This is a genomic window from Streptomyces sp. NPDC028419, assembly GCF_055565515.1.
The window spans coordinates 173845-193043 of record NZ_JBVHUE010000009.1 but is presented as its reverse complement, the minus strand read 5'-3'; the positions used below and the strand labels follow the sequence as shown (position 1 = coordinate 193043).

18 protein-coding genes and 1 riboswitch are annotated in these 19199 nt (G+C 71.8%); of the genes, 9 read left to right on the top strand and 9 right to left on the bottom strand.

Going from position 1 to position 19199, the window contains the following annotated elements:
- Positions 1 to 73: 73 nt before the first annotated feature.
- Positions 74 to 2266, bottom strand: a complete 2193-nt coding sequence (gene glgX, locus ACZ4UB_RS13670) for a glycogen debranching protein GlgX (protein WP_468070303.1) — start codon at positions 2264 to 2266, stop codon at positions 74 to 76.
- 281 nt (positions 2267 to 2547) lie between these two features.
- On the opposite strand from glgX, the gene ACZ4UB_RS13665 reads away from it, so the two are divergent.
- The 8 genes from ACZ4UB_RS13665 (at position 2548) to ACZ4UB_RS13630 (ending at position 12361) form a co-directional block, all read left to right on the top strand.
- Positions 2548 to 3777 (top strand): L,D-transpeptidase, encoded by a 1230-nt coding sequence (locus ACZ4UB_RS13665; protein ID WP_468070266.1) that lies wholly within the window; start codon positions 2548 to 2550, stop codon positions 3775 to 3777.
- A 171-nt stretch (positions 3778 to 3948) separates the two neighbouring features.
- Positions 3949 to 6117: a choice-of-anchor A family protein gene (locus ACZ4UB_RS13660; RefSeq protein WP_468070265.1), complete on the top strand. Its 2169-nt coding sequence runs from the start codon at positions 3949 to 3951 to the stop codon at positions 6115 to 6117.
- Positions 6118 to 6258: 141 nt separating this feature from the next.
- The gene (locus tag ACZ4UB_RS13655) at positions 6259 to 6987 is read left to right on the top strand and encodes a L,D-transpeptidase family protein (RefSeq protein ID WP_468070264.1); all 729 of its coding nucleotides are present in this window, start codon (positions 6259 to 6261) and stop codon (positions 6985 to 6987) included.
- Between the two features lie 146 nt (positions 6988 to 7133).
- Entirely contained in the window at positions 7134 to 8369 is a 1236-nt protein-coding gene (locus ACZ4UB_RS13650; RefSeq protein WP_467957805.1) for a L,D-transpeptidase, read from the top strand.
- Between the two features lie 108 nt (positions 8370 to 8477).
- Entirely contained in the window at positions 8478 to 9245 is a 768-nt protein-coding gene (locus ACZ4UB_RS13645) for an enoyl-CoA hydratase/isomerase family protein (protein ID WP_468070263.1), read from the top strand.
- Positions 9246 to 9495: 250 nt separating this feature from the next.
- Complete coding sequence (locus tag ACZ4UB_RS13640) at positions 9496 to 9999, top strand: ATP-binding protein (protein ID WP_468070262.1); 504 nt, start codon at positions 9496 to 9498, stop codon at positions 9997 to 9999.
- Between the two features lie 398 nt (positions 10000 to 10397).
- Positions 10398 to 11177 carry a polysaccharide deacetylase family protein gene (locus ACZ4UB_RS13635; protein WP_354379975.1) on the top strand — a complete coding sequence of 260 codons (780 nt, stop codon included), beginning with the start codon at positions 10398 to 10400 and terminating at the stop codon, positions 11175 to 11177.
- Positions 11174 to 12361 carry a YncE family protein gene (locus tag ACZ4UB_RS13630; RefSeq protein WP_354379976.1) on the top strand — a complete coding sequence of 396 codons (1188 nt, stop codon included), beginning with the start codon at positions 11174 to 11176 and terminating at the stop codon, positions 12359 to 12361. The genes ACZ4UB_RS13635 and ACZ4UB_RS13630 overlap by 4 nt, the downstream gene beginning before the upstream one ends.
- A 70-nt stretch (positions 12362 to 12431) precedes the next feature.
- On the opposite strand, the gene ACZ4UB_RS13625 is transcribed toward ACZ4UB_RS13630, so the two are convergent.
- Positions 12432 to 13673 carry a cytochrome P450 gene (locus tag ACZ4UB_RS13625; protein WP_468070261.1) on the bottom strand — a complete coding sequence of 414 codons (1242 nt, stop codon included), beginning with the start codon at positions 13671 to 13673 and terminating at the stop codon, positions 12432 to 12434.
- The gene (locus ACZ4UB_RS13620; protein WP_468070260.1) at positions 13654 to 14415 is read right to left on the bottom strand and encodes a tRNA-dependent cyclodipeptide synthase; all 762 of its coding nucleotides are present in this window, start codon (positions 14413 to 14415) and stop codon (positions 13654 to 13656) included. The genes ACZ4UB_RS13625 and ACZ4UB_RS13620 overlap by 20 nt, the downstream gene beginning before the upstream one ends.
- A 253-nt stretch (positions 14416 to 14668) precedes the next feature.
- Between ACZ4UB_RS13620 and ACZ4UB_RS13615 the strand changes: the two genes are divergently transcribed.
- Positions 14669 to 14881 (top strand): EF-hand domain-containing protein, encoded by a 213-nt coding sequence (locus ACZ4UB_RS13615; RefSeq protein WP_354379979.1) that lies wholly within the window; start codon positions 14669 to 14671, stop codon positions 14879 to 14881.
- Positions 14882 to 14934: 53 nt separating this feature from the next.
- Here ACZ4UB_RS13615 and ACZ4UB_RS13610 read toward each other — a convergent pair whose 3' ends face one another.
- From ACZ4UB_RS13610 to ACZ4UB_RS13585, 6 genes are all read right to left on the bottom strand, one after another.
- Positions 14935 to 15522, bottom strand: coding sequence for a PadR family transcriptional regulator (locus ACZ4UB_RS13610; protein WP_468070259.1), 588 nt, complete (start codon positions 15520 to 15522; stop codon positions 14935 to 14937).
- A gap of 50 nt (positions 15523 to 15572) precedes the next feature.
- Positions 15573 to 16412, bottom strand: a complete 840-nt coding sequence (locus tag ACZ4UB_RS13605) for an energy-coupling factor ABC transporter ATP-binding protein (RefSeq protein WP_468070258.1) — start codon at positions 16410 to 16412, stop codon at positions 15573 to 15575.
- Positions 16409 to 17158 carry a cobalt ECF transporter T component CbiQ gene (gene cbiQ, locus ACZ4UB_RS13600; protein ID WP_468070257.1) on the bottom strand — a complete coding sequence of 250 codons (750 nt, stop codon included), beginning with the start codon at positions 17156 to 17158 and terminating at the stop codon, positions 16409 to 16411. Before cbiQ ends, ACZ4UB_RS13605 begins: the two co-directional genes overlap by 4 nt.
- Before the next feature lie 4 nt (positions 17159 to 17162).
- Positions 17163 to 17513: an energy-coupling factor ABC transporter substrate-binding protein gene (locus tag ACZ4UB_RS13595; protein ID WP_468070256.1), complete on the bottom strand. Its 351-nt coding sequence runs from the start codon at positions 17511 to 17513 to the stop codon at positions 17163 to 17165.
- On the bottom strand, positions 17510 to 18217 hold the full coding sequence (locus ACZ4UB_RS13590) for an energy-coupling factor ABC transporter permease (protein WP_468070255.1): 708 nt from the start codon (positions 18215 to 18217) through the stop codon (positions 17510 to 17512). Before ACZ4UB_RS13590 ends, ACZ4UB_RS13595 begins: the two co-directional genes overlap by 4 nt.
- Positions 18218 to 18247: 30 nt before the next feature.
- A riboswitch (cobalamin riboswitch) is annotated at positions 18248 to 18440 on the bottom strand.
- Positions 18441 to 18505: 65 nt separating this feature from the next.
- A complete protein-coding gene (locus ACZ4UB_RS13585) occupies positions 18506 to 19066 on the bottom strand; it encodes an AMIN-like domain-containing (lipo)protein (RefSeq protein WP_468070254.1) in 561 nt (186 codons plus the stop codon).
- Positions 19067 to 19199: the final 133 nt, after the last annotated feature.

Below are 19199 nucleotides of genomic sequence, written 5' to 3'. Positions count from 1 at the left end.
CGCAGGGAGATCCGCGGCGCCCGCCGCCGTCGGCCGAAAGGACCGGCCGGGCCCCCGGGCCACCGCGCGCCGTTCAGGACACCACCCGCAGCAGCACCACCGACCGCGCCGGGACCGTCATCGAGCGACCGCCCCGGTGCCGCACCCCGGGAGCCGCCTCCTGGTCCTCCCGCGAGGTGTCCAGCACCACCTCGTACTCCGCGGCCCAGGGCGCCCCTGGCAGCGTCCACGACACCGGCCGGTCCCCGGCGTGCAGCAGCGCCAGGAAGCTGTCGTCCGTCACCGGCCGGCCCCGCTCGTCGCGCCCGGGGATGTCCCGCCCGGACAGGTACAGGCCCAGCGCCGCCGTGGGCGCGTACCAGTCCCGCTCGGTCATCTCCGCACCGTCCGGGGCGAACCACGCCAGGTCCCGCAGCCCGTCCGCGCCCTCGGCCCGCCCCGAGAAGAACGCCCGCCGCCGCAGCACCGGATGCGCCCGGCGCAGCCGCACCAGCCGGGCGGTCAGCGCGAACAGCTCCCGCCAGGACGGGTCCTCCAGCAGCGACCAGTCGACCCAACCCGTCTCGTTGTCCTGGCAGTACGCGTTGTTGTTGCCGCCCTGGGTCCGGCCGAACTCGTCGCCCGCCACCAGCATCGGCACCCCCGTCGACAACAGCAGCGTGGTCAGCAGGTTGCGCAGCTGGCGCCGGCGCAGCGCCGCGATCCGCGGGTCCGTGCCCTCGGCCGGATCCCCCTCCACGCCGCCGTTCCACGACCGGTTGTCATTGGTCCCGTCACGGCCCCCCTCGCCGTTCGCCTCGTTGTGCTTGCGGTCGTAGGAGACCAGGTCGCGCAGGGTGAAGCCGTCGTGCGCGGTCACGAAGTTCACCGAGGCGTACGGGCGCCGCCCGCCCCACGCGTAGAGGTCGCTGGAGCCCGACAACCGGTAGCCCAGGTCCCGCACGTCGGGCAGCGCGCCCCGCCAGAAGTCGCGGACCGCGTCCCGGTAGCGGTCGTTCCACTCGGTCCACAGCGGCGGGAACGCGCCCACCTGATAGCCCCCCGACCCCACGTCCCACGGCTCCGCGATCAGCTTGACCCGCCGCAGCACCGGGTCCTGCGCGATCACCGCCAGGAACGGCGAGAGCATGTCCACGTCGTGCATGGAGCGGGCCAGCGCGGCCGCCAGGTCGAAGCGGAAGCCGTCCACCCCCATCTCCGTCACCCAGTACCGCAGCGAGTCGGTGATCAGCCGCAGCACGTGCGGGCGACCGGCGTGCAGGGTGTTGCCGCAGCCGGTGTAGTCGGCGTAGCGCCGCTGGTCGTTCTGCAGCCGGTAGTAGCCCCGGTTGTCGATCCCGCGCAGCGACAGGGTCGGCCCCAGCTCGCCCGCCTCCGCGGTGTGGTTGTAGACCACGTCGAGGATCACCTCGATCCCCGCCGCGTGCAGGGCCCGGACCATCCGCTTGAACTCGCCGACCTGCTGGCCGGTGGTGCCCGAGGCCGAGTAGCCGGCGTGCGGGGCGAAGTAGCCGATCGAGTTGTAGCCCCAGTAGTTGCGCAGCCCCCGGCGCAGCAGGTGGTCCTCGTGCGCGAACTGGTGCACCGGCAGCAGCTCCACCGCCGTCACCCCGAGCCCGGTCAGGTGCTCGATCGCCGCCGGATGGGCCAGCCCCGCGTAGGTGCCGCGCAGTTCCTCGGGGACGCCGGGGTGGCGCATGGTGAAACCGCGCACGTGCAGCTCGTAGATGACGGAGTCCGCCCAGGGCGTCTTGGGCCGCACGTCGTCCGCCCAGTCGTCGTCGTCGTGCACCACCACCCCCTTCGGCACGAAGGGCGCCGAGTCCCGGTCGTCGCGCACGGTGTCGGCGATGTACTGCTGCGGCCAGTCCCGTACGTGCCCGTACACCTCCGGGGGCAGCGTGAAGTCCCCGTCCACGGCGCGGGCGTACGGGTCCAGCAGCAGCTTCGCCGGGTTGTGGCGGGCCCCCGTCCACGGGTCCCACCGGCCGTGCACCCGGAAGCCGTACCGTTGCCCCGGGCGTACGCCCGGCACGAATCCGTGCCAGATCTCGTGCGTGAGCTCCGTCAGCCCGCACCGGGTCTCGGCGCCGGCCTCGTCGAAGAGGCACAGCTCCACCGACTCCGCCCCCTGCGCCCAGAGCGCGAAGTTGGTGCCCATGGCCCCGTCCGGGCCGGCCCGGAAGCGGGCCCCCAGGGGGTGCGAGGAGCCCGGCCACACGCTCGGTCCCGGGCGGGCGCCGGTCCGTACCGGATCCGCGGCCACCCCGCTGACCGGCGCGCTGACCTGGCCGTTGCCGTACCCGCTGCCCCGGCCGCCCCGCCGGGCGTCGGTCCTGCCCGCGGCGTGCGGAACGGATTCCACCGCCTCGTCCTCGGCTGCGCTCGTCACTGCCCGCCTCCACGGCTCCTGGGTACCTGCGGGGGAGGGAAGGGGGCCCCGGCGTCCCGGCCGGGGCCCCTCTCCCTCTGGTCCTTCCCACTGTTCTGCCCGGAACCTGGGCCGCACTCACGTTTCCCCTGGACGGCACGGTCGTTGGACGCACCGTGAGACATGTGAAGAGGCGGGCACGGGCGGCGGTCGTCGCCATCGCGGCGTGGGCGGGACTGATGGGCGCACTGGCCGGATGCACCGAGGGCGGCGGGTCCCCGGTGGAGATCCAGCTCCCCGGGAAGGCCAGGTCCCCGCAGGAGGCCATCCGGGTCACCCCCGAGGACAACGCCAAGGGCGTGCCGGCCGAGGGGCCACTGACCGTGCACGTGCCCGAGGGCCGCCTGGAGCGGGTCGTGGTCACCAAGGTGGAGGACGCCACCGAGGAGCAGGTACCGGGATCGATCGACCCCGACGGCCTGAGCTGGCACCCCGACGCGGCGGCCGGACGGCTCGCGCTCGCCGCCAAGTACACGGTGGACGCCGTCGCGGTCGACGGCCACAACCGTCGCCAGGCCCGGCACACCAGCTTCACCACCTACGTCCCCGAGGAGCGGTTCATCGGCTACTTCAAGCCCGAGAACCGCTCCACCGTCGGCACCGGCATGATCGTCTCCTTCAACTTCAACCTGCCGATCAAGAACCGCGCCGAAGTCGAGCGGGCCATCACCATCACCTCCGAACCTCCGGTGGAGGTCACCGGCCACTGGTTCGGCAACGAGCGGATCGACTTCCGGCCCAAGGAGTACTGGAAGCCCGGGACCGAGGTCACCGTGGACATGAAGCTCCGCGACGTCGAGGGGGCGCCCGGCTCGTACGGGGTGCAGAGCAAGACCGTCCGCTTCACCGTCGGGCGCCGGCAGGTCTCCCTCGTCGACGCGGCCGCCCACACCATGGAGGTCCGCCGCGACGGCCAGCTGCTCTCCACCATCCCGATCAGCGCCGGGGCGCCCAAGAACACCACCTACAACGGCAAGATGGTGATCAGCGAGATGTTCGACGTGACCCGGATGAACGGCCAGACGGTGGGCTTCGGCGGCGAGTACGACATCCCCGACGTCCCGCACGCCATGCGGCTCACCGCCTCCGGCACCTTCCTGCACGGGAACTACTGGGCCAGCCCCGACACCTTCGGCGCCACGAACACCAGCCACGGCTGCATCGGCCTGCGCGACAACAAGGGCGGCGGCTCGGACACCCCGGCGGGCTGGTTCTTCGACCGGACGCTGGTCGGGGACGTGGTCGAGATCGTGAACTCCCAGGACAAGACCGTCGCGGCGGACAACGGCCTCGGCGGCTGGAACCTCTCCTGGCCGGACTGGGTCGCGGGCTCCGCACTCGGCTGAACCGCGCCGACCGGCCACGGCCCGACCGACCACGGCCCGATCGAGTGATTATCGGACCGGAATGTCGTAGCGGGGAGTGTCGGTCCGCCCGGCTCGCCGGCACCGCCGTCCAGCCTGTCAGCGCACACAGCGGCGACAGCGGTGACCGCGGCAGGCAACGGACGGAGCGTCATGTCAGCAAGGAAGTGGACCCTCGGGGTCGCGATCGGGGCCGTACTGGCCACGGGTGCGCCCACGGCCCTGGCGGCGGGCCCCGGCGGCTCCGCGGGCGAGCGCCCGGCGGCGGCAGCGGCACGCGCCCCGCTGCCCGGCGGGCTCGGTCCCTGCGTACCGGGGGACTGCCCCGACCCGTACCCGCAGATCGGGTTCGACGGCATCCCCAAGGGCCGCGACAACGGCATCAACATCTTCGTCGGCGGCGACTTCCTGGTCCGCGAGCGCGCCGCCGAGGCCGAGGGCCGGGTCGTCGTGCTCGGCAGCTTCGACCAGGACAAGGTCGCCGGGGCCAGCGCCGGCTACAACATCGGCATCGTCGGCGCCGGCTCCCTCGTCCCGCCGCCCGTCGGCGCGGACTTCCTCACCACCGGCCGGAACGTGAACATCGCCGCCGGCGAGCGACTGATCTCCGACGGCGGCGTGGTCCGGCACGCGGGCACCGCCCCCGGCGCCGGTGTCGTCACCGGCCCGCTGGTCCACGACGTGAACGCCGCGGCCCCCTACACCCCGCTGCGCGACCGGCTCACCGCCGCCAGCACCTGCTACGCGCACCCCGGCGGACAGCGCCGCCCGGCCACCGGCACGGTCACCAACGAGTTCGGCACCGTCACCTTCACCGGCGACAACACCTCGCCGCTCCAGGTCTTCGACGTGGACGCCGACCTGGTCGGGCGCAACAACGGGCAGGTCACCATCGCCTTCGCCCGGATCCCGGCGCGCGCCACGATCCTGGTCAACGTCTACGGCGCGACCCGGACCGTGAACGTCTCCAACGGCACCATCAACGACACCGGCCCGGGCGCCGACCCCTGGAACGCCCTGCGCAGCCGGCTGCTGTGGAACTTCCCCGACGCCACCACGGTGCACCTGAACGGCACCGGCCAGTTCCAGGGCAGCGTGCTGGTCGGCCCGCAGGCCTCGGGCACCGAGGTCACCCTGCCCGGCATGAACGGCCGCTTCTTCACCACCGGCAACCTCACCCACACCGGCATCCAGGGCGGGGGCGGCGGCCAGGAGTTCCACGCCTACCCCTTCAACGGCGACCTGCCGGACTGCGCGCCCCCGGTGGTCAACGGCAAGACCTCCGTCGTCAAGCACGACGCGCAGGGCGCGGCCCTGGCCGGCGCGAAGTTCGAGCTGTGGCACGAGACCAACGGCAGGCCGGGCGCGCAGTTCACCGGCACGGACGCCGACACCAAGGTCAAGGACTGCACGACCACGGCCACCGGACTGTGCGACTTCACCGGCCCGCTCGGCACGTACTACTGGCGCGAGACGGCCGCCCCGAGCGGCTACGTGCTGCCCGCGAACCCGGTCCACACGGTGCGGCTGACCCCGCAGAACGCCGAGGAGGGCGTCCGCGTCGTCGCGGTCAACGAGAAGGAAGTGGTGCCGCCCGCCACCGCCAAGGTGGTGCTGTGGAAGACCGACAAGGAGACCGGCGTACCGCTGCGCGGCGCGCGGTTCGAGCTGTGGAAGGAGTCCAACGGCACGCGGGGGCTGCAGACCACGGCTTCCGGCGGCACCGGCCCCGACACCAAGCTCCCCGGTGACTGCGTGACCGACGCGCAGGGCAGCTGCACCGTCGAGCTGCCGATCGACGCCACGTACTACTGGCGCGAGACCGGCACCCCCGAGGGGTACGAGCGGCCCGCCAACCCGGTCACCGAGTTCGCCCCGGACGAAGGGGACGTCAAGGACGGCATCGTCCTCAACGTCCCGAACCAGAAGAAGCCCGAGGACCCCACGGGCAAGATCAAGGTCCTGAAGGTGGACAAGAAGACCCAGCGGCCGCTGCGCGGCGCGGTGTTCGAGGTCTGGAAGGAGACCAACAACACCAAGGGCCTCCAGCGCCGCGGCATCAACGCCGACACCTTGGTCTCGCAGGGCTGCGCCACCGACCGGGCGGGCGTCTGTGAGTTCCCGAACCTCTCCGACGGCTACTACTACCTCGTCGAGACGGACGTCCCCGACGGCTACGTGCTCCCGAGGAACCGGGTGACCGGACCGCTGCACCTGGACGAGCGGACCCCGAACCACGTCTACGTCCAGCGCCTCGCCAACGAGCGCGACCACCACGGCAAGGGCAACGACGGCCGCGAGCCGAACGGCCGCCGCGGCTGAACCACGGCGCGGGCCGCACGTCTCCCGGGTGCGCCGGTGGGGTGACCTCGTCACCACATCGGCGCACCCGCGCGCGCCGGGAGGGCCGGAGCCGGTTTAGCTGGCAGCGGCGGCCCGGCCGGCGGGCGCGAGGAGGCGGGCATGGCGACTGGCGCGATACGTGGAGCGGCCGCACTGGCCGCCGTACTGGCCCTGGGCGGTCTGACCCGGCCCCCGGGGCCCCAGCGGCCGCCGGACCCGGCGGCGGCCGGATCGCCCCGGTCCGCGCCGGCGGCCCCCTGCACCGCCCGCACCGGCCCCTACCAGCGCGAGCTGGAGGCGTACCTGAAGCGTCCGGTCGACGGGGTGCAGAGCCCGGCGGACTGCGCCGCCGTGCGGACCTTCCAGCAGGCCCAGGGGCTGCGGCCCGCCGACGGGTACGCGGACCTCGGGACCTACCGCACGATGGTCGCCGTACAGGCGCGCCCCGACCCCAACGCGCGGGGGCTCTGCCCGGTCCGCCCGCACCGGGTCACCTGCGTGGACATGGACCGCCAGCTCCTGTGGGTGCAGCGCGACGCCAAGGTCGTCTTCGCCCCGGTCCCCATCCGGACCGGCCGCGACACCCAGGAGACCCGACCCGGCTGGCACGAGGTGTACTGGCGGGACGAGGACCACTACTCCTCCCTCTACGACAACTCGCCCATGCCGTACTCGCAGTTCTTCGACGAGGGCCAGGCCATCCACGGCCACCGCGGGAACCTCTACAGCTACGGCGGATCGGCCGGGTGCGTGAACCTCACCGTGCCCGACGCGGCCCGGCTGTGGGACCTGCTGACCGAGGGGGACGCCGTCTACGTCTGGGGCACCAAGCCCGGCACCGACGACTGAGCGGCCCACCCGCGCGTTCCCCGCCTGTTCACAGGCTCTTGGGACGGAACGGTGACACACCCGTTTCCGTTCGTGATCCCCCCGTGTGATTCCATTTCGCCATGCGCGCGACTGCCCGCGCGCGGGGGACATGGGGGAGAACAAGAGTGAACCTGCAGCCGATCCGCGGCCGCTTCCGCACGGGGCTGCCGGCCCTGCTGCTCGGAGCGGCCCTGCTGCTCACCACCGGGTGCAGCGGCGGGTCGCCCGACGCCAAGGTGGGTGGCGGGGACAACGGCAAGGGCGGAGCCGTCGCGAACGGCAAGACGGGTACCGAGGCCTCCCAGGCGACGGTCACCATAAAGCCCGACGACGGCGCCAAGGAGGTCGCGACGAGCGGCATCCTGAAGATATCCAGCACGGGCGGCAAGCTCACCACGGTGACGGTCGCCGATACGAAGGGCAACGCGGTCGAGGGCAAGCTGGCCGGCGACGGCGCCAGCTGGGAGCCCGCCCGCAACCTCGCCTCCGCCACCGAGTACAAGGTGCACGCGGTCGCCAAGGACGGTTCCGGGCGCGAGTCCGCGAAGGACATCACCTTCACCACGCTCACCCCGACGAACACCTTCGTCGGCCACTACGTGCCCGAGGACGGCGACACCGTCGGCGTGGGCATGCCGGTGTCGATCAACTTCAGCCGCGGGATCACCAACCCGCAGGCCGTGGAGAAGGCGATCACCGTGACCGCCGAGCCCGCGGTTCCGGTCGAGGGCCACTGGTTCGGCAACGACCGGCTCGACTTCCGTCCCGAGAAGTACTGGGCGGCGGGCACCAAGGTCACCGTCAAGATCGCCCTGGACGGCGTCGAGGGCCGCCCCGGCGTCTACGGCAAGCAGACCCGCACCGTGACCTTCAAGGTCGGCCGTTCCCAGGTGAGCACCGTGGACGCGGCCGCCCACACGATGCAGGTGGTCCGTGACAACGCCGTCCTCAAGGACGTCCCCATCACCGCGGGCGCCGCGGCCAACACCACGTACAACGGGCAGATGGTCATCAGCGAGAAGTACAAGGTGACGCGGATGAACGGCGCCACCGTCGGCTTCGGCGGCGAGTACGACATCTCCGACGTCCCGCACGCGATGCGGCTGTCGAACTCCGGCACCTTCGTCCACGGCAACTACTGGGCCTCCTCCGACACCTTCGGCTCGGAGAACGTCAGCCACGGCTGCGTGGGCCTGCAGGACGCCCGCGGCGCCGGTGACAACGACATGCCCGGCGCCTGGTTCTACAACGAGTCCCTCATCGGCGACGTGGTCGTGGTGAAGAACTCCAAGGACAAGGAGATCGCCCCCGACAACGGCCTCAACGGCTGGAACATGCCCTGGGCGGACTGGATCAAGTAACTCCCCCCGCGCGGGCGGCGGCCCGCCGCCGTACGGACTCCGGGTGGCCCGGTGCTGTGACCCACAGCACCGGGCCGCTCCCGGTTAACCCCCGCTAACCTTCCCCGTATGACCATCACCCTCGAAGTCTCGGCAGGCGTCGGCACCATCCGCCTGGACCGTCCGCCCATGAACGCCCTGGACATCGCCACCCAGGACCGCCTGCGCGAGCTGGCGGTGGAGGCGACGGAGCGGCCCGACGTGCGCGCGGTGATCCTCTACGGCGGCGAGAAGGTCTTCGCCGCGGGCGCGGACATCAAGGAGATGCAGCGGATGGACCACGCGGGCATGATCGCCCGCTCCCGCCCCCTGCAGGACGCCTTCACCGCCGTCGCGCGGATCCCCAAGCCCGTGGTCGCGGCCGTCACCGGCTACGCCTTGGGCGGCGGCTGCGAGCTGGCCCTCTGCGCCGACTACCGGATCGCCGCCGCCGACGCCAAGCTCGGACAGCCCGAGATCCTGCTCGGCCTGATCCCCGGCGCGGGCGGCACCCAGCGGCTGTCCCGGCTGATCGGCCCCTCCAAGGCCAAGGACCTGATCTTCACCGGCCGCATGGTCAAGGTCGAAGAGGCCCTGGCCCTGGGCCTGGTGGACCGCGTGGTGCCCGCGGCCGAGGTGTACGAGCAGGCGCACGCCTGGGCCGCGAAGCTCGCCCAGGGGCCGGCGCTCGCCCTGCGCGCCGCCAAGGAGTGCGTGGACGCGGGCCTGGAGGCGGACATCGACACCGGGCTCGCCATCGAACGCAACTGGTTCGCGGGCCTGTTCGCGACCGAGGACCGCGAGCGCGGCATGCGCAGCTTCGTCGAAGAGGGCCCGGGCAAGGCCAAGTTCCTCTGAGCGCGGGCGTCGTCCGCGGGGGTCCTCCCTGCGGGTGGATTAGCCAGGGCTTAAGGGAACCTTAAAGAATCGTGGAGATCCACTGTGGGTGATGATCTCGCAGCGGTGAGTCATCGCAGGTGAGAGGGGCGCAACGGCCTCTTGATTGCCTTCGGCATATGACAGGGCGCCCCCCGGAATGAAGCATTCCGAGGGGGCGTTTTCGCGCGGAACCGCTCCGGGGAGCGGCTTCGCCCTTCATGATGGGTGCATGGCGGGCCTGGAGGGTGTGGAACAGCCGCGGCAGCGCAGCAGCGCTTCCGCCGTGCGATCGACGGCGGCCCTGGAGGACGAACAGGGCCTGAAAGCAGTGGAGTTGTACGGCAGTCCGGCCGACGGCGAGGTGACGCTGCCCTCGCTCCCCGAGTCCGCGGCGATCGCCCGCCGTCTCACCCAGTGCGTGGCCGCCCGGTTGTGGGGGCTGTCCCCGCAGACCGCCGAGCACGCCGTCCTGCTCGTTTCCGAATTGGTCGGCAACGCGGTCCGGCACACCGGGGCCCGTTCCTTCGGGCTGCGGATGCTGCGCCGCCGCGGCTGGATCCGGATCGAGGTGCGCGATCCCTCGCGCGGCCTGCCCTGTCTGATGCCGGTCCACGAGATGGACACCACCGGTCGCGGCCTGTTCCTGGTCGACAAGCTCTCGGACCGCTGGGGCGCCGATCTCTTACCCCGGGGCAAGACCACCTGGTTCGAGATGCGCGTCTCCGACCGCTGAGCCGCCCCGTGGCCCGCCCCCCTCCGCAACGCAGAAGCCCCCTGTCGCCGTAGTGCGGCGCCTCGGGGGCTTCATGAGTGAGCCGAGGATCGAAGGGGGTGTGATCCTCGGCCGGCGACTTCGCTCGGGTCAATGGGGAAGCCGTGGTTCCGACTATGGCAGACGAGGGCCCGAATGCCAAAAGTCCCAAGTCGGGCATAAGTGTGCATATCCTAAGACTTTCCACCTAAATCCTAGGTGAGGTGGGCCACTCACCTCGCAATCAGTGAATAAATATTGACCGCTCTGCGTAAATCGTTGATCACATAGTGGACAGCCGGTCGGCCCGGCCCCCTGTGCCAACGTCCCGAATTGGGTCAATCATTACCTTCAGGGCCAACCACCCCTTAAATGGGCAGGTGCTCTGCTATCCAGACCGTCGTACGGCCCTGCGCGCCGGAGCGGCGGTCGCCGCCGGGGCCCTCACCGCCGCCTGCGGGACGGGCCGCTCCGCCGCCCCGCCCGCGGCCCCGCCCCCCGCCACCCGAGGGGCCGCCGTGCCCGCTCGGGCCCCCGCCCCCCGCCGCTTCGCCGGGCAGCCCGTCGAGATCGGCCACGGCGCCCGGGACAGCCCCAAGGTGGCGCTCACCTTCCACGGGAACGGAGAGCCCGCCATCGCCCGCGCGGTCCTCGCCGAGGCCGAGAAGGCCGGCGCGCGGGTGACCGTACTCGCCATCGGCACCTGGCTCGACGCCCACCCGGAGATGGCGCGCCGGATCCTGGACGGAGGTCACGAACTCGGCAACCACACCCAGCGCCACCTCGCGATCAACACCCTGCCCGAGGCGGAGGCCTACGCCGAGATCACCGGGTGCGCCGACCGCCTCAAGCGGCTCACCGGCTCCATCGGCACCTGGTTCCGCCCCTCCCAGACCCAGTACGCCAGCCCGCTGGTGCGCACCCTCGCAGGGCGGGCGGGCTACCCGCACGTCCTCTCCTACGACGTGGACTCCCTCGACTTCACCTCACCCGGCGCCGCGGCCGTCATCCGCAACGTCACCGGGCCGATCCTCGGCGGATCGGTGGTGAGCCTGCACTTCGGCTACGCGGACACGGTCGACGCGCTGCCACCCCTCCTCGAAGACCTCGCGCGCCGCAAACTGCGCGCGGTGACCACCACGGAGCTGCTGACCTCATGACGACCAACCGCCTTCCCCGGAAGGCCACCGTGCTGCTCGCCGGACTGGTCCTCGCCGCCCTCGCCGGCTGCGGAGCGGCCGACAAGGGCAAGCCCGAGGCGCTCGGCTCCGGCGGGCCCGCCAAGCCCGTGAAGGCCGTCCCGGCCGCGCCCCCGGGGCTGGCCGGAATGCCGCCCCTGCTCGCACCGGACGACGTGTACGCGGCCGACCGGCCGAACAAGCTCTCGCCCGTGGTCAAGAACTTCCCGTCCCGGGTCTACGTGCCGAACACCAGCTCCAACACGGTGTCCGTCATCGACCCGGCGACGTACAAGGTGATCGAGACCATCCCGGTCGGCGTCCAGCCGCAACACGTCGTGCCCTCCTGGGACATGAAGACCCTGTGGGTGAACAACAACCGGGGCCACACGCTCACCCCGATCGACCCCGCCACCGGCGAAGCGGGCAAGCCCGTCGAAGTGCACGACCCCTACAACCTCTACTTCACGCCGAACGGCAAGTACGCCATCGTCATGGCCTCCATGGACAAGGAGCTGGTCTTCCGCGACCCGCACACCATGGACCGCGTGAAAACCGTCCCGGTGACCTGTTTCGGCGTCAATCACGCCGACTTCTCCGCGGACGGCCGGTACTTCATCGTCTCCTGCGAGTTCTCCGGCGAACTCCTCAAGGTCGACACCGAGAAGATGGAGGTCATCGGGCAGCAGAAACTGCCTTTTGAGGGAGCGATGCCGCAGGACGTCAAGGTCTCCCCGGACGGAAAGACCTTCTACGTCGCGGACATGATGGCGCACGGCATGTGGGTGCTCAGCGGCGACGCCTTCGACACCCCCAAGCTGCTGCCCACCGGAAAGGGCTGCCACGGTCTGTACGTGAGCCGTGACTCCCGGGAGATGTACGTCTCCAACCGCGGCGAAGGCAGCATCTCCGTCTTCGACTTCAAGCAGAACCGGCTGACCAAGAAGTGGGACCTGCCCGACGGCGGCAGCCCCGACATGGGCGGCGTCTCGGCCGACGGCAAGGTGCTGTGGCTCTCGGGCCGCTACAACTCCGAGGTCTACGCGATCGACACGGCCAGCGGCGAGCAGCTCGCCCGCATCCCCGTGGGCAGCGGCCCGCACGGCCTCGCCGTCTACCCGCAGCCCGGCCGCTACTCGCTCGGCCACACCGGCATCTTCCGCTGACGCGCCCGCACATGACGGTGCCCCGGAGGTCCGCCGACCTCCGGGGCACCGTCATGTGCGGCGGCCGCGACTACCAGGCGACGGGGAGCCGCTCCGGGAGCCGCTTGATGAAGCCCGTGCGCCACACCAGGTTCTCGGCCGGCACCGCGAGCCGCAGCCGGGGCAGCCGGTCGACCAGCACCGACAGCGCGATCTCGGCGTGGGCGCGGCCCAGCGCCGACGCCGGGCAGAAGTGCCGCCCCGCGCCGAAGGCCAGGTTGGCGTTCGGCGCGTCGCGCTCCAGGTCCAGCTCGTCCGGGCGCTCGAAGGCCTCCGGGTCGAAGTTCGCGCCTTCGAGGAGCACGAGGACCAGCTCGCCCTCCTTGATGAGCACGTCCCCGACCTGGACGTCCGCCAGGGCGAGGCGCGGCAGCCCGTCACCGACGGACAGGTTCCAGCGCAGCAGTTCGTCCACGGCCTTGCCCATGCGCTCCGGGTGGGCGCGCAGGTAGCCGATCAGCTCGGGCCTCTGGAGCAGCGCGAGGACCGCGAGCACCAGGAAGGCCGAGGTGGAGACCGCGCCCGCGCCGAAGAGCGAGACGGCCACCGTCGCGAACATGTCGTCGCTCAGGTGCGCCGATTCGGGGTCGGCCTCCTTCAGCTCCGCGAACTTCCCGAGGAGCCCCGTACGCTCCTCGGCCGGCAGCGCCAGCTGCGCCCGCAGCGCGTCGGAGAAGTACCCGACGTCCTTGTACCAGTTGAGGGCCGAGTCGGCGAAGGGCTCGCGCGCGGTCATGAACGCGACGTCCAGCCCCGACATCAGCCGCCGCCAGTCCTCGAAGGGCACGCCCAGCACCTGGCAGTGCAGCGCCGCGGAGAAGGGGTCGGCGAACCCCGCCCGCAGGTCCGCCGGGCCGCCCTCGGCGACGATCTGGTCGATCAGCTCGCCGGCCTTGGCGGCCAGCCAGTCCTGGAGCCCCTTCTGTCGGGGGTTGAGCGCCTTCATGACGGCGTTGCGCAGTCCGGCGCTGTTGATGTTGCCCATGTTGTTGACGACCTCGGGGGGGATCGTCAACGCGTACTGGCGGGGCGCCCCGGCGTTCGCGGTGTCCTTGAGGCTGAAGCGCTCGTCCTCCAGCACCTGCTTGGCCAGCGCGTAGCTGCTCACCAGCCAGGCCGGGTCGCCCGTGAGGGTGCGGACCTTGGCCACCGGGGCCTTCTCGCGCAGCCACGCGCACTCCTCGGGCAGCACGTCGCCGCGCCGGGAGAGGGGGAAGTCGAGGACCGCCGCGTCCTCCGCGTCCTTCGTGCCCTCAAGCTGCTCGACGCTCATCGACGGTCCCTTCGGTTGGTGCGGTGTGCGCGCTGTGCGTGGTGCTCGCGAGGACCTCGGGCCGTACGACGGCGGAGGCCTGGTTGCGGGTGGCGCGAAGGCCCCCGCCGCGTGCGTAGAGGACATCGGTCAGCGGCATCTTGACGTGGTAGGCCGAGACGGAGGAGGGCACTCCGAGAATGCTTGGGGTGTCGAGGAAGAACGGCAGCTCGGCGGCCATGTAGTCGAAACAGACCTGCAACTGCTCGTCGGTGATGGATTCGCCCTCGGGGAGTTTCGAACCCACGAAGTGGAGTGCCATTTCCTCGCACCCCTTGCGGAATTCATCGTCGGTTTCCAGGAAATGCAACACGCGTCGGTGCAGGAGTTCGTACACCGGGTTGCCCTGGAATTCGGAGAGTGCCCTCACCCGGATCTCGGCGTCCTGGGGAGCTGATTCCCCGACGCCCTTCAATATCCGCCGCCGGACCGCCTTGATCTCCTTGGCGGCACGCTTCTCGGCGTGCTCCCGTGTGTAACCGAAGGCGGCGAACATCCGGTCCACGTGGAGGTCCGCGTAGACGAAGTCGACCTGCGCGAAGCGGGTCGTGGCCCACTGGGTGAGGCTGCTGATGCGCTCGGCGGTGAAGTAACTGTTACCAGGACTTACGCCAATCAGCACATGGTCGCCATCTTCCCAGATGTGGCGGCAGGTACGGGTGAAGGGCAGAACTTCGAATGATGCGTCAACTGTGATCGTCACCTGTGTGATCGCCCTTGTTGCCGCTTGTCCCTGGGAGCCCTGCGCTCCTGGTGTGGCGGCAATGTCGGTACGTTATGCCGTGATCCCGGAGCGTGACAAGTGGGGGTCCGATTTGTTGGCTGGAATTGTTGCTTCCGCCTTACCGCGGGGTAATCGAATTTCTATCGACCGCTCGATCGGGCCCCCCGGCGGGAGACGGCTCCCGGGGCCGCTACCCTGAGCCGGTCAACAAGCACCAAGAAGGGGTGGACCCATGGCGGACATCGAGAGCGCGCGGGCGACGTTCGACCGCTTCGACGCGGACGGCGACGGCTTCGTCTCGGCCGACGAGTACAGCGCGGCCATGAAGGCGATGGGCGACGCGTACGTCACCGGCGCGGTCGCGGACGCGATCGTCGCGAGCAAGGACGCCAACGGCGACGGCCAGATGAGCTTCGACGAGTTCTGGGCCTCCCTGAACAAGTAGTCCAGGTCAGGTACCGCACGCGCCTGCGCCCCCACCTGCCGGGGCCAGGCGCGTCAGCGACCCCCGGGCTCCGCCGCAGGCCCACCCGGCTCCTCGCGGGGCTCCGCGGACAGCCGGTCCACCTCGGCCACGGCCTCCTCCAGCCAGCTCAGCCAGAAGGTCTCCAGGGCCAGCCCGCCGTGCAGCACGAGCCGCCGCACCCGGTCCTCGTCGGCGTCCCGGCCCGGCGGGAAGTCCCGCTCGTCGATGGCCCGGTACTGCGCCAACTGACGCCGGTGCAGCTCCAGGTGGCGCCGCAGCTCCGGCCCCAGCCCCCGCACCCCGACGACCCCGGCCGCCCGCACCCGCAGCAGCAGCGGATCCCGGATCGGCTTGGGATCCTGGCTCTCCCCGATCCAGCGCGCCAGCTCGGCGCTCCCGGCCGCCAGCACCTCGTACTCCTTGCGCTGGCCGCGCACGGGCTGCTCGCTCGGCAGCGCGCGGATCAGCCCGGCCTCCTCCAGCCGCCCCAGCTCGCGGTAGATCTGCTGGTGCGTGGCCGACCAGAAGTACCCGATCGACTTGTCGAACCGCCGGGTCAGCTCCAGACCGGACGAGGGCTTCTCCAGGAGCGCGGTGAGGATGGCGTGCGGCAGCGACATGCGGTCATCCTAGGTTCGCCCGGACCGGGCGCCGCGCCCCCCGGCGCCGCTCAGCGCCAGGCGGCCAGGGCCTCCGGGGTCTTGGGGCCCGGGGTCTGCGGGGAGAGCAGGCCGTGGGCGCGCAGCAGCGCCGTCACCGCGGGGGACCAGGCGGCGCGCAGGCCGGCCGAGGCGAGCAGCTCGGGGTCCGCGAGCAGGGTCTGCGCCGGGCCGAGCCGAATGCCGGCCGGGGTCAGGACCGCGGCGTCGTCCGCCCACCGCACGGCGAGGTCCACGTCGTGCGTCGCCATCACCACGGTCGTCCCGGCCGCGCGCAGGCCCGCCAGGGCCTCCAGCAGCCGCTCCTGGCCGTCCGGGTCGAGTCCGGCCGTCGGCTCGTCCAGGATCAGCACCCGGGGGGCCATCGCCACGGCGCCCGCGATCGCGGCCCGCTTGCGCTGTCCGTAGGACAGCAGGTGCGTCGGCCGGTCCCGCAGCGCGGTGATGTCGAGCGCGGCCAGCGCCGCGTCGACCCGGCTCCGCACCTCCGGCTCCGCCAGCCCCAGGTTCATCGGGCCGAAGGAGACGTCCTGTTCCACGGAGGCGGCGAAGAGCTGGTCGTCCGGGTCCTGGACCACCAGCTGCACGGCCGTGCGCAGCCGGGTCAGCCCGGCGCGGCCGTACGAGACCACCTCGCCGTCCAGCCACAGCTCGCCCGCGTCGGGGCGCAGCCCCCCGCTGAGCAGGCGCATCAGCGTGGTCTTGCCGCTGCCGTTGCGCCCCAGCAGGGCCAGGGCCCGGCCGGGGGCGATCGGGAAGTCCACGCCGGACAGGACGGCGGGCCCGTCCTCGTAGGCGTAGCCCGCGCCCGTCAGCCGGACGAGCGGTTCGGGTTCCACGGGTACGTTCACGAGACGAAGTCCTTCGAGGCGAGGGTGACGGCGACCAGCGCGGCGAGCAGGGCGCCCGACGCGGCCAGGAACCGCCAGGACGGGGAGGACCGCGGTACGAGCACCCGCAGCGTGCCGTCGTAGCCGCGCCCCGCCAGCCCGCTCTGGAGCCGGGAGGCGCGGTCGAAGGCGCGGACGAAGGCGGTCGCCGCCAGCCCCGCCACGGACCGCCACGCGGCGGCCCTGCCCGCGTGGCCGAGCCGGGCCGCCTGGGCCCGGCGGACCTGGGCGAGGGAGTCCAGCAGCAGGAAGCCGATCCGGTACATCACCAGCGCCACGTCGACGACGGGCGCCGGCACCCCGGCCCGCACCAGCCGGGGCAGCACGTCCGAGACCGGGGTGGTGAAGGCGAACAGGAGCACGCCGAGCGAGGCCGCCGACGTGCGCAGCAGCAGCTCGACGGCGTGCCGCGGGCCGTCCGGGGCCAGGGAGAGCGGCCCCGCCGGGCCGCCCACCGCGAGCAGCAGGGGAGCCGCCCCGGTGAAGCAGAACCCGAGCGGGATCCGGAAGGCCCGCCACAACTGCCGCGGGGGCACCCCCGCCGGGCCGAGCAGCACGGCGAGGGTGGTGGCGGCCACCAGCGGTCCGCCGGGCCAGGGCGGCAGGCAGACCGCGGTGACGGTCAGCCCGAGCCCCAGCAGGGCCTTCTCCAGGGGGTGTCGGCGGCGCCAGCGGCTGCTGTGCGCCGCGGCGTCGATGGGCAGCACCGCCTCACGCGTCCCGGGAGTTCGGGTCGTCCCCGCGGCCCGCGCCGGCCGCGACGGCGGCCTCGCCCTGACGGCGCCCGCGGCGCACCCCGAAGTAGTAGGCGAGCACGCCCGCGCCGAGCGCCGCCTGGAGGGCGAAGAGCGCCGACTCGACCTCCCCGGAGGGGGGTTCGTACAGCGGGGAGAACCACGGCTCGTAGTCCGGCTTCAATTCCGTGATCGCCGTCTCCGCCTGCGCGTCGGCGCCGGTGAACGGCTCCTCCTTGCCCTCGCCGAGGCCCAGGGCGATCGGGAGCACCGCCAGCGCCGCCACCAGGAGTAGCAGCAGGGTGTTGATCTTCGCGTTCCTGGTCATCGGACGGCCGTCCCCTGCTCGTGCCGCGCGGCGGCGGCGCCGGTCAGCTTGGCCACGCCGAGCCGCACCAGGTCGGACTTGCTCGACTGCATCAGCAGCCGCATCACGAGCACGGTGAGCAGCCCCTCGCTGACCGCCAGCGGGATCTGGGTGACGGCGAAGATCCCGCCGAACTTCGCGAGTGAGCCCGCGAAGCCGGACGCCGGGTCGGGGAAGGCCAGCGCGAGCTGCACGCTGGTCACGCAGTAGGTGATCAGGTCGGCGAAGAAGGCGCCGCAGAAGACCGAGACCATCAGGGGCGCGTCGAACCGCTTGAGCAGGCGGTAGACGGCGTACCCGGCCCAGGGGCCCGCGATCGCCATCGAGAAGACGTTCGCGCCGAGCGTGGTCAGCCCGCCGTGGGCCAGCAGCAGGGCCTGGAACAACAGGGTGATCGTGCCCAGCACCGCCATGATCGGCGGGCGGAACAGGATCGCACCGAGCCCCGTCCCGGTCGGGTGCGAGCAACTGCCCGTCACCGAAGGGATCTTCAGGGCGGACAGGACGAAAGTGAACGCACCGGACGCCCCCAGCAGCAGGGTGCTCTCGGGATGCGCCTTGACCTCGCGGGTCAGGGCGCGCACGCCGTGGACGACGAAGGGGGCGGACGCGACGCCCCAGGCGGCCGCGTGCAAGGGGGGTAGAAACCCCTCGGCTATATGCATGTGTAGGGAGACCTCTCCAGCACCTCGTGGATGGAACAACGCACCCCGGTCGGTCTCCTGGCTCACGGGTGCTGCCGCCGCGGCGCCGCCTTCCCGGTCCGGGCGGTCTCCCGCCCGGTCCAGTGGCTCCCCGCGGGGGTGGCGCCGGACTTCCCGTTCACAGTGGCGAGGGCCGCACCGGTTTCTCACCGGTTTCCCGTACACCAAGGCCCGTTGACCCTACCTGACCAGGGGCAACGGGCCGTCGGCGGCGCCGTCGTGCGGGTGCGCGCGGTACGCCGGAGCGTCTCAGCAGACGTTCGGGTGGGCGATGTCGACCACGAAGCGCTCCGGGTTGTGGAGCGTGGAGGTGGTGAACTGCGGTGCGGTGTCGAAGGCGGCGCCGAAGGTGACGTACCCCTCGAAGTCGCCGGTGAAGGCGATGCCCTTGAGCTTGGGGAGGTAGATCTTCTGGAGCTTGGGGCCGGTGTAGACGGAGTTCCCGGCGTCGTCGTGCGCCTGGGCCGGGTGCAGGCGGATCTCCAGGAAGTACGTCCCGGCGAGCGGGACCGGCTTGCCGGAGCCGTCGTAGACGAGTTCGGACACGGGAGTGACGGTGACCCCGGGGACGTAGCCCTGGAGGTCGATGACGATCCGGTCGTAGGTGCAGTGCCCGCCCCAGCGGGCATTGGTCACGAGCGGGGTCGCCGTGGCGGCGGCGGAAGCCGGTACGGCGAGGCCGATTCCGACGGTGAGGAGCAACCCGGCGGTGACGGCCGCCAGCCGCCGCCGGTGGACGGAGCCGGGGCGCGCGCCGCGCCTCAGCGAGTGGACGGAGTTGCGGACGGAGCGTATGAGGTGGTCCAGCATGACGTCCCCCGATTCTTCGGATGTGGGGACAGTAGTGTCATCGTGGAAGACACGCCATACGGCCTCTTGGTTGCACGCGGCGCACGAACCGGGGCCCGGTCCGCCGATGCGGACCGGGCCCCGGGAGCGGTCG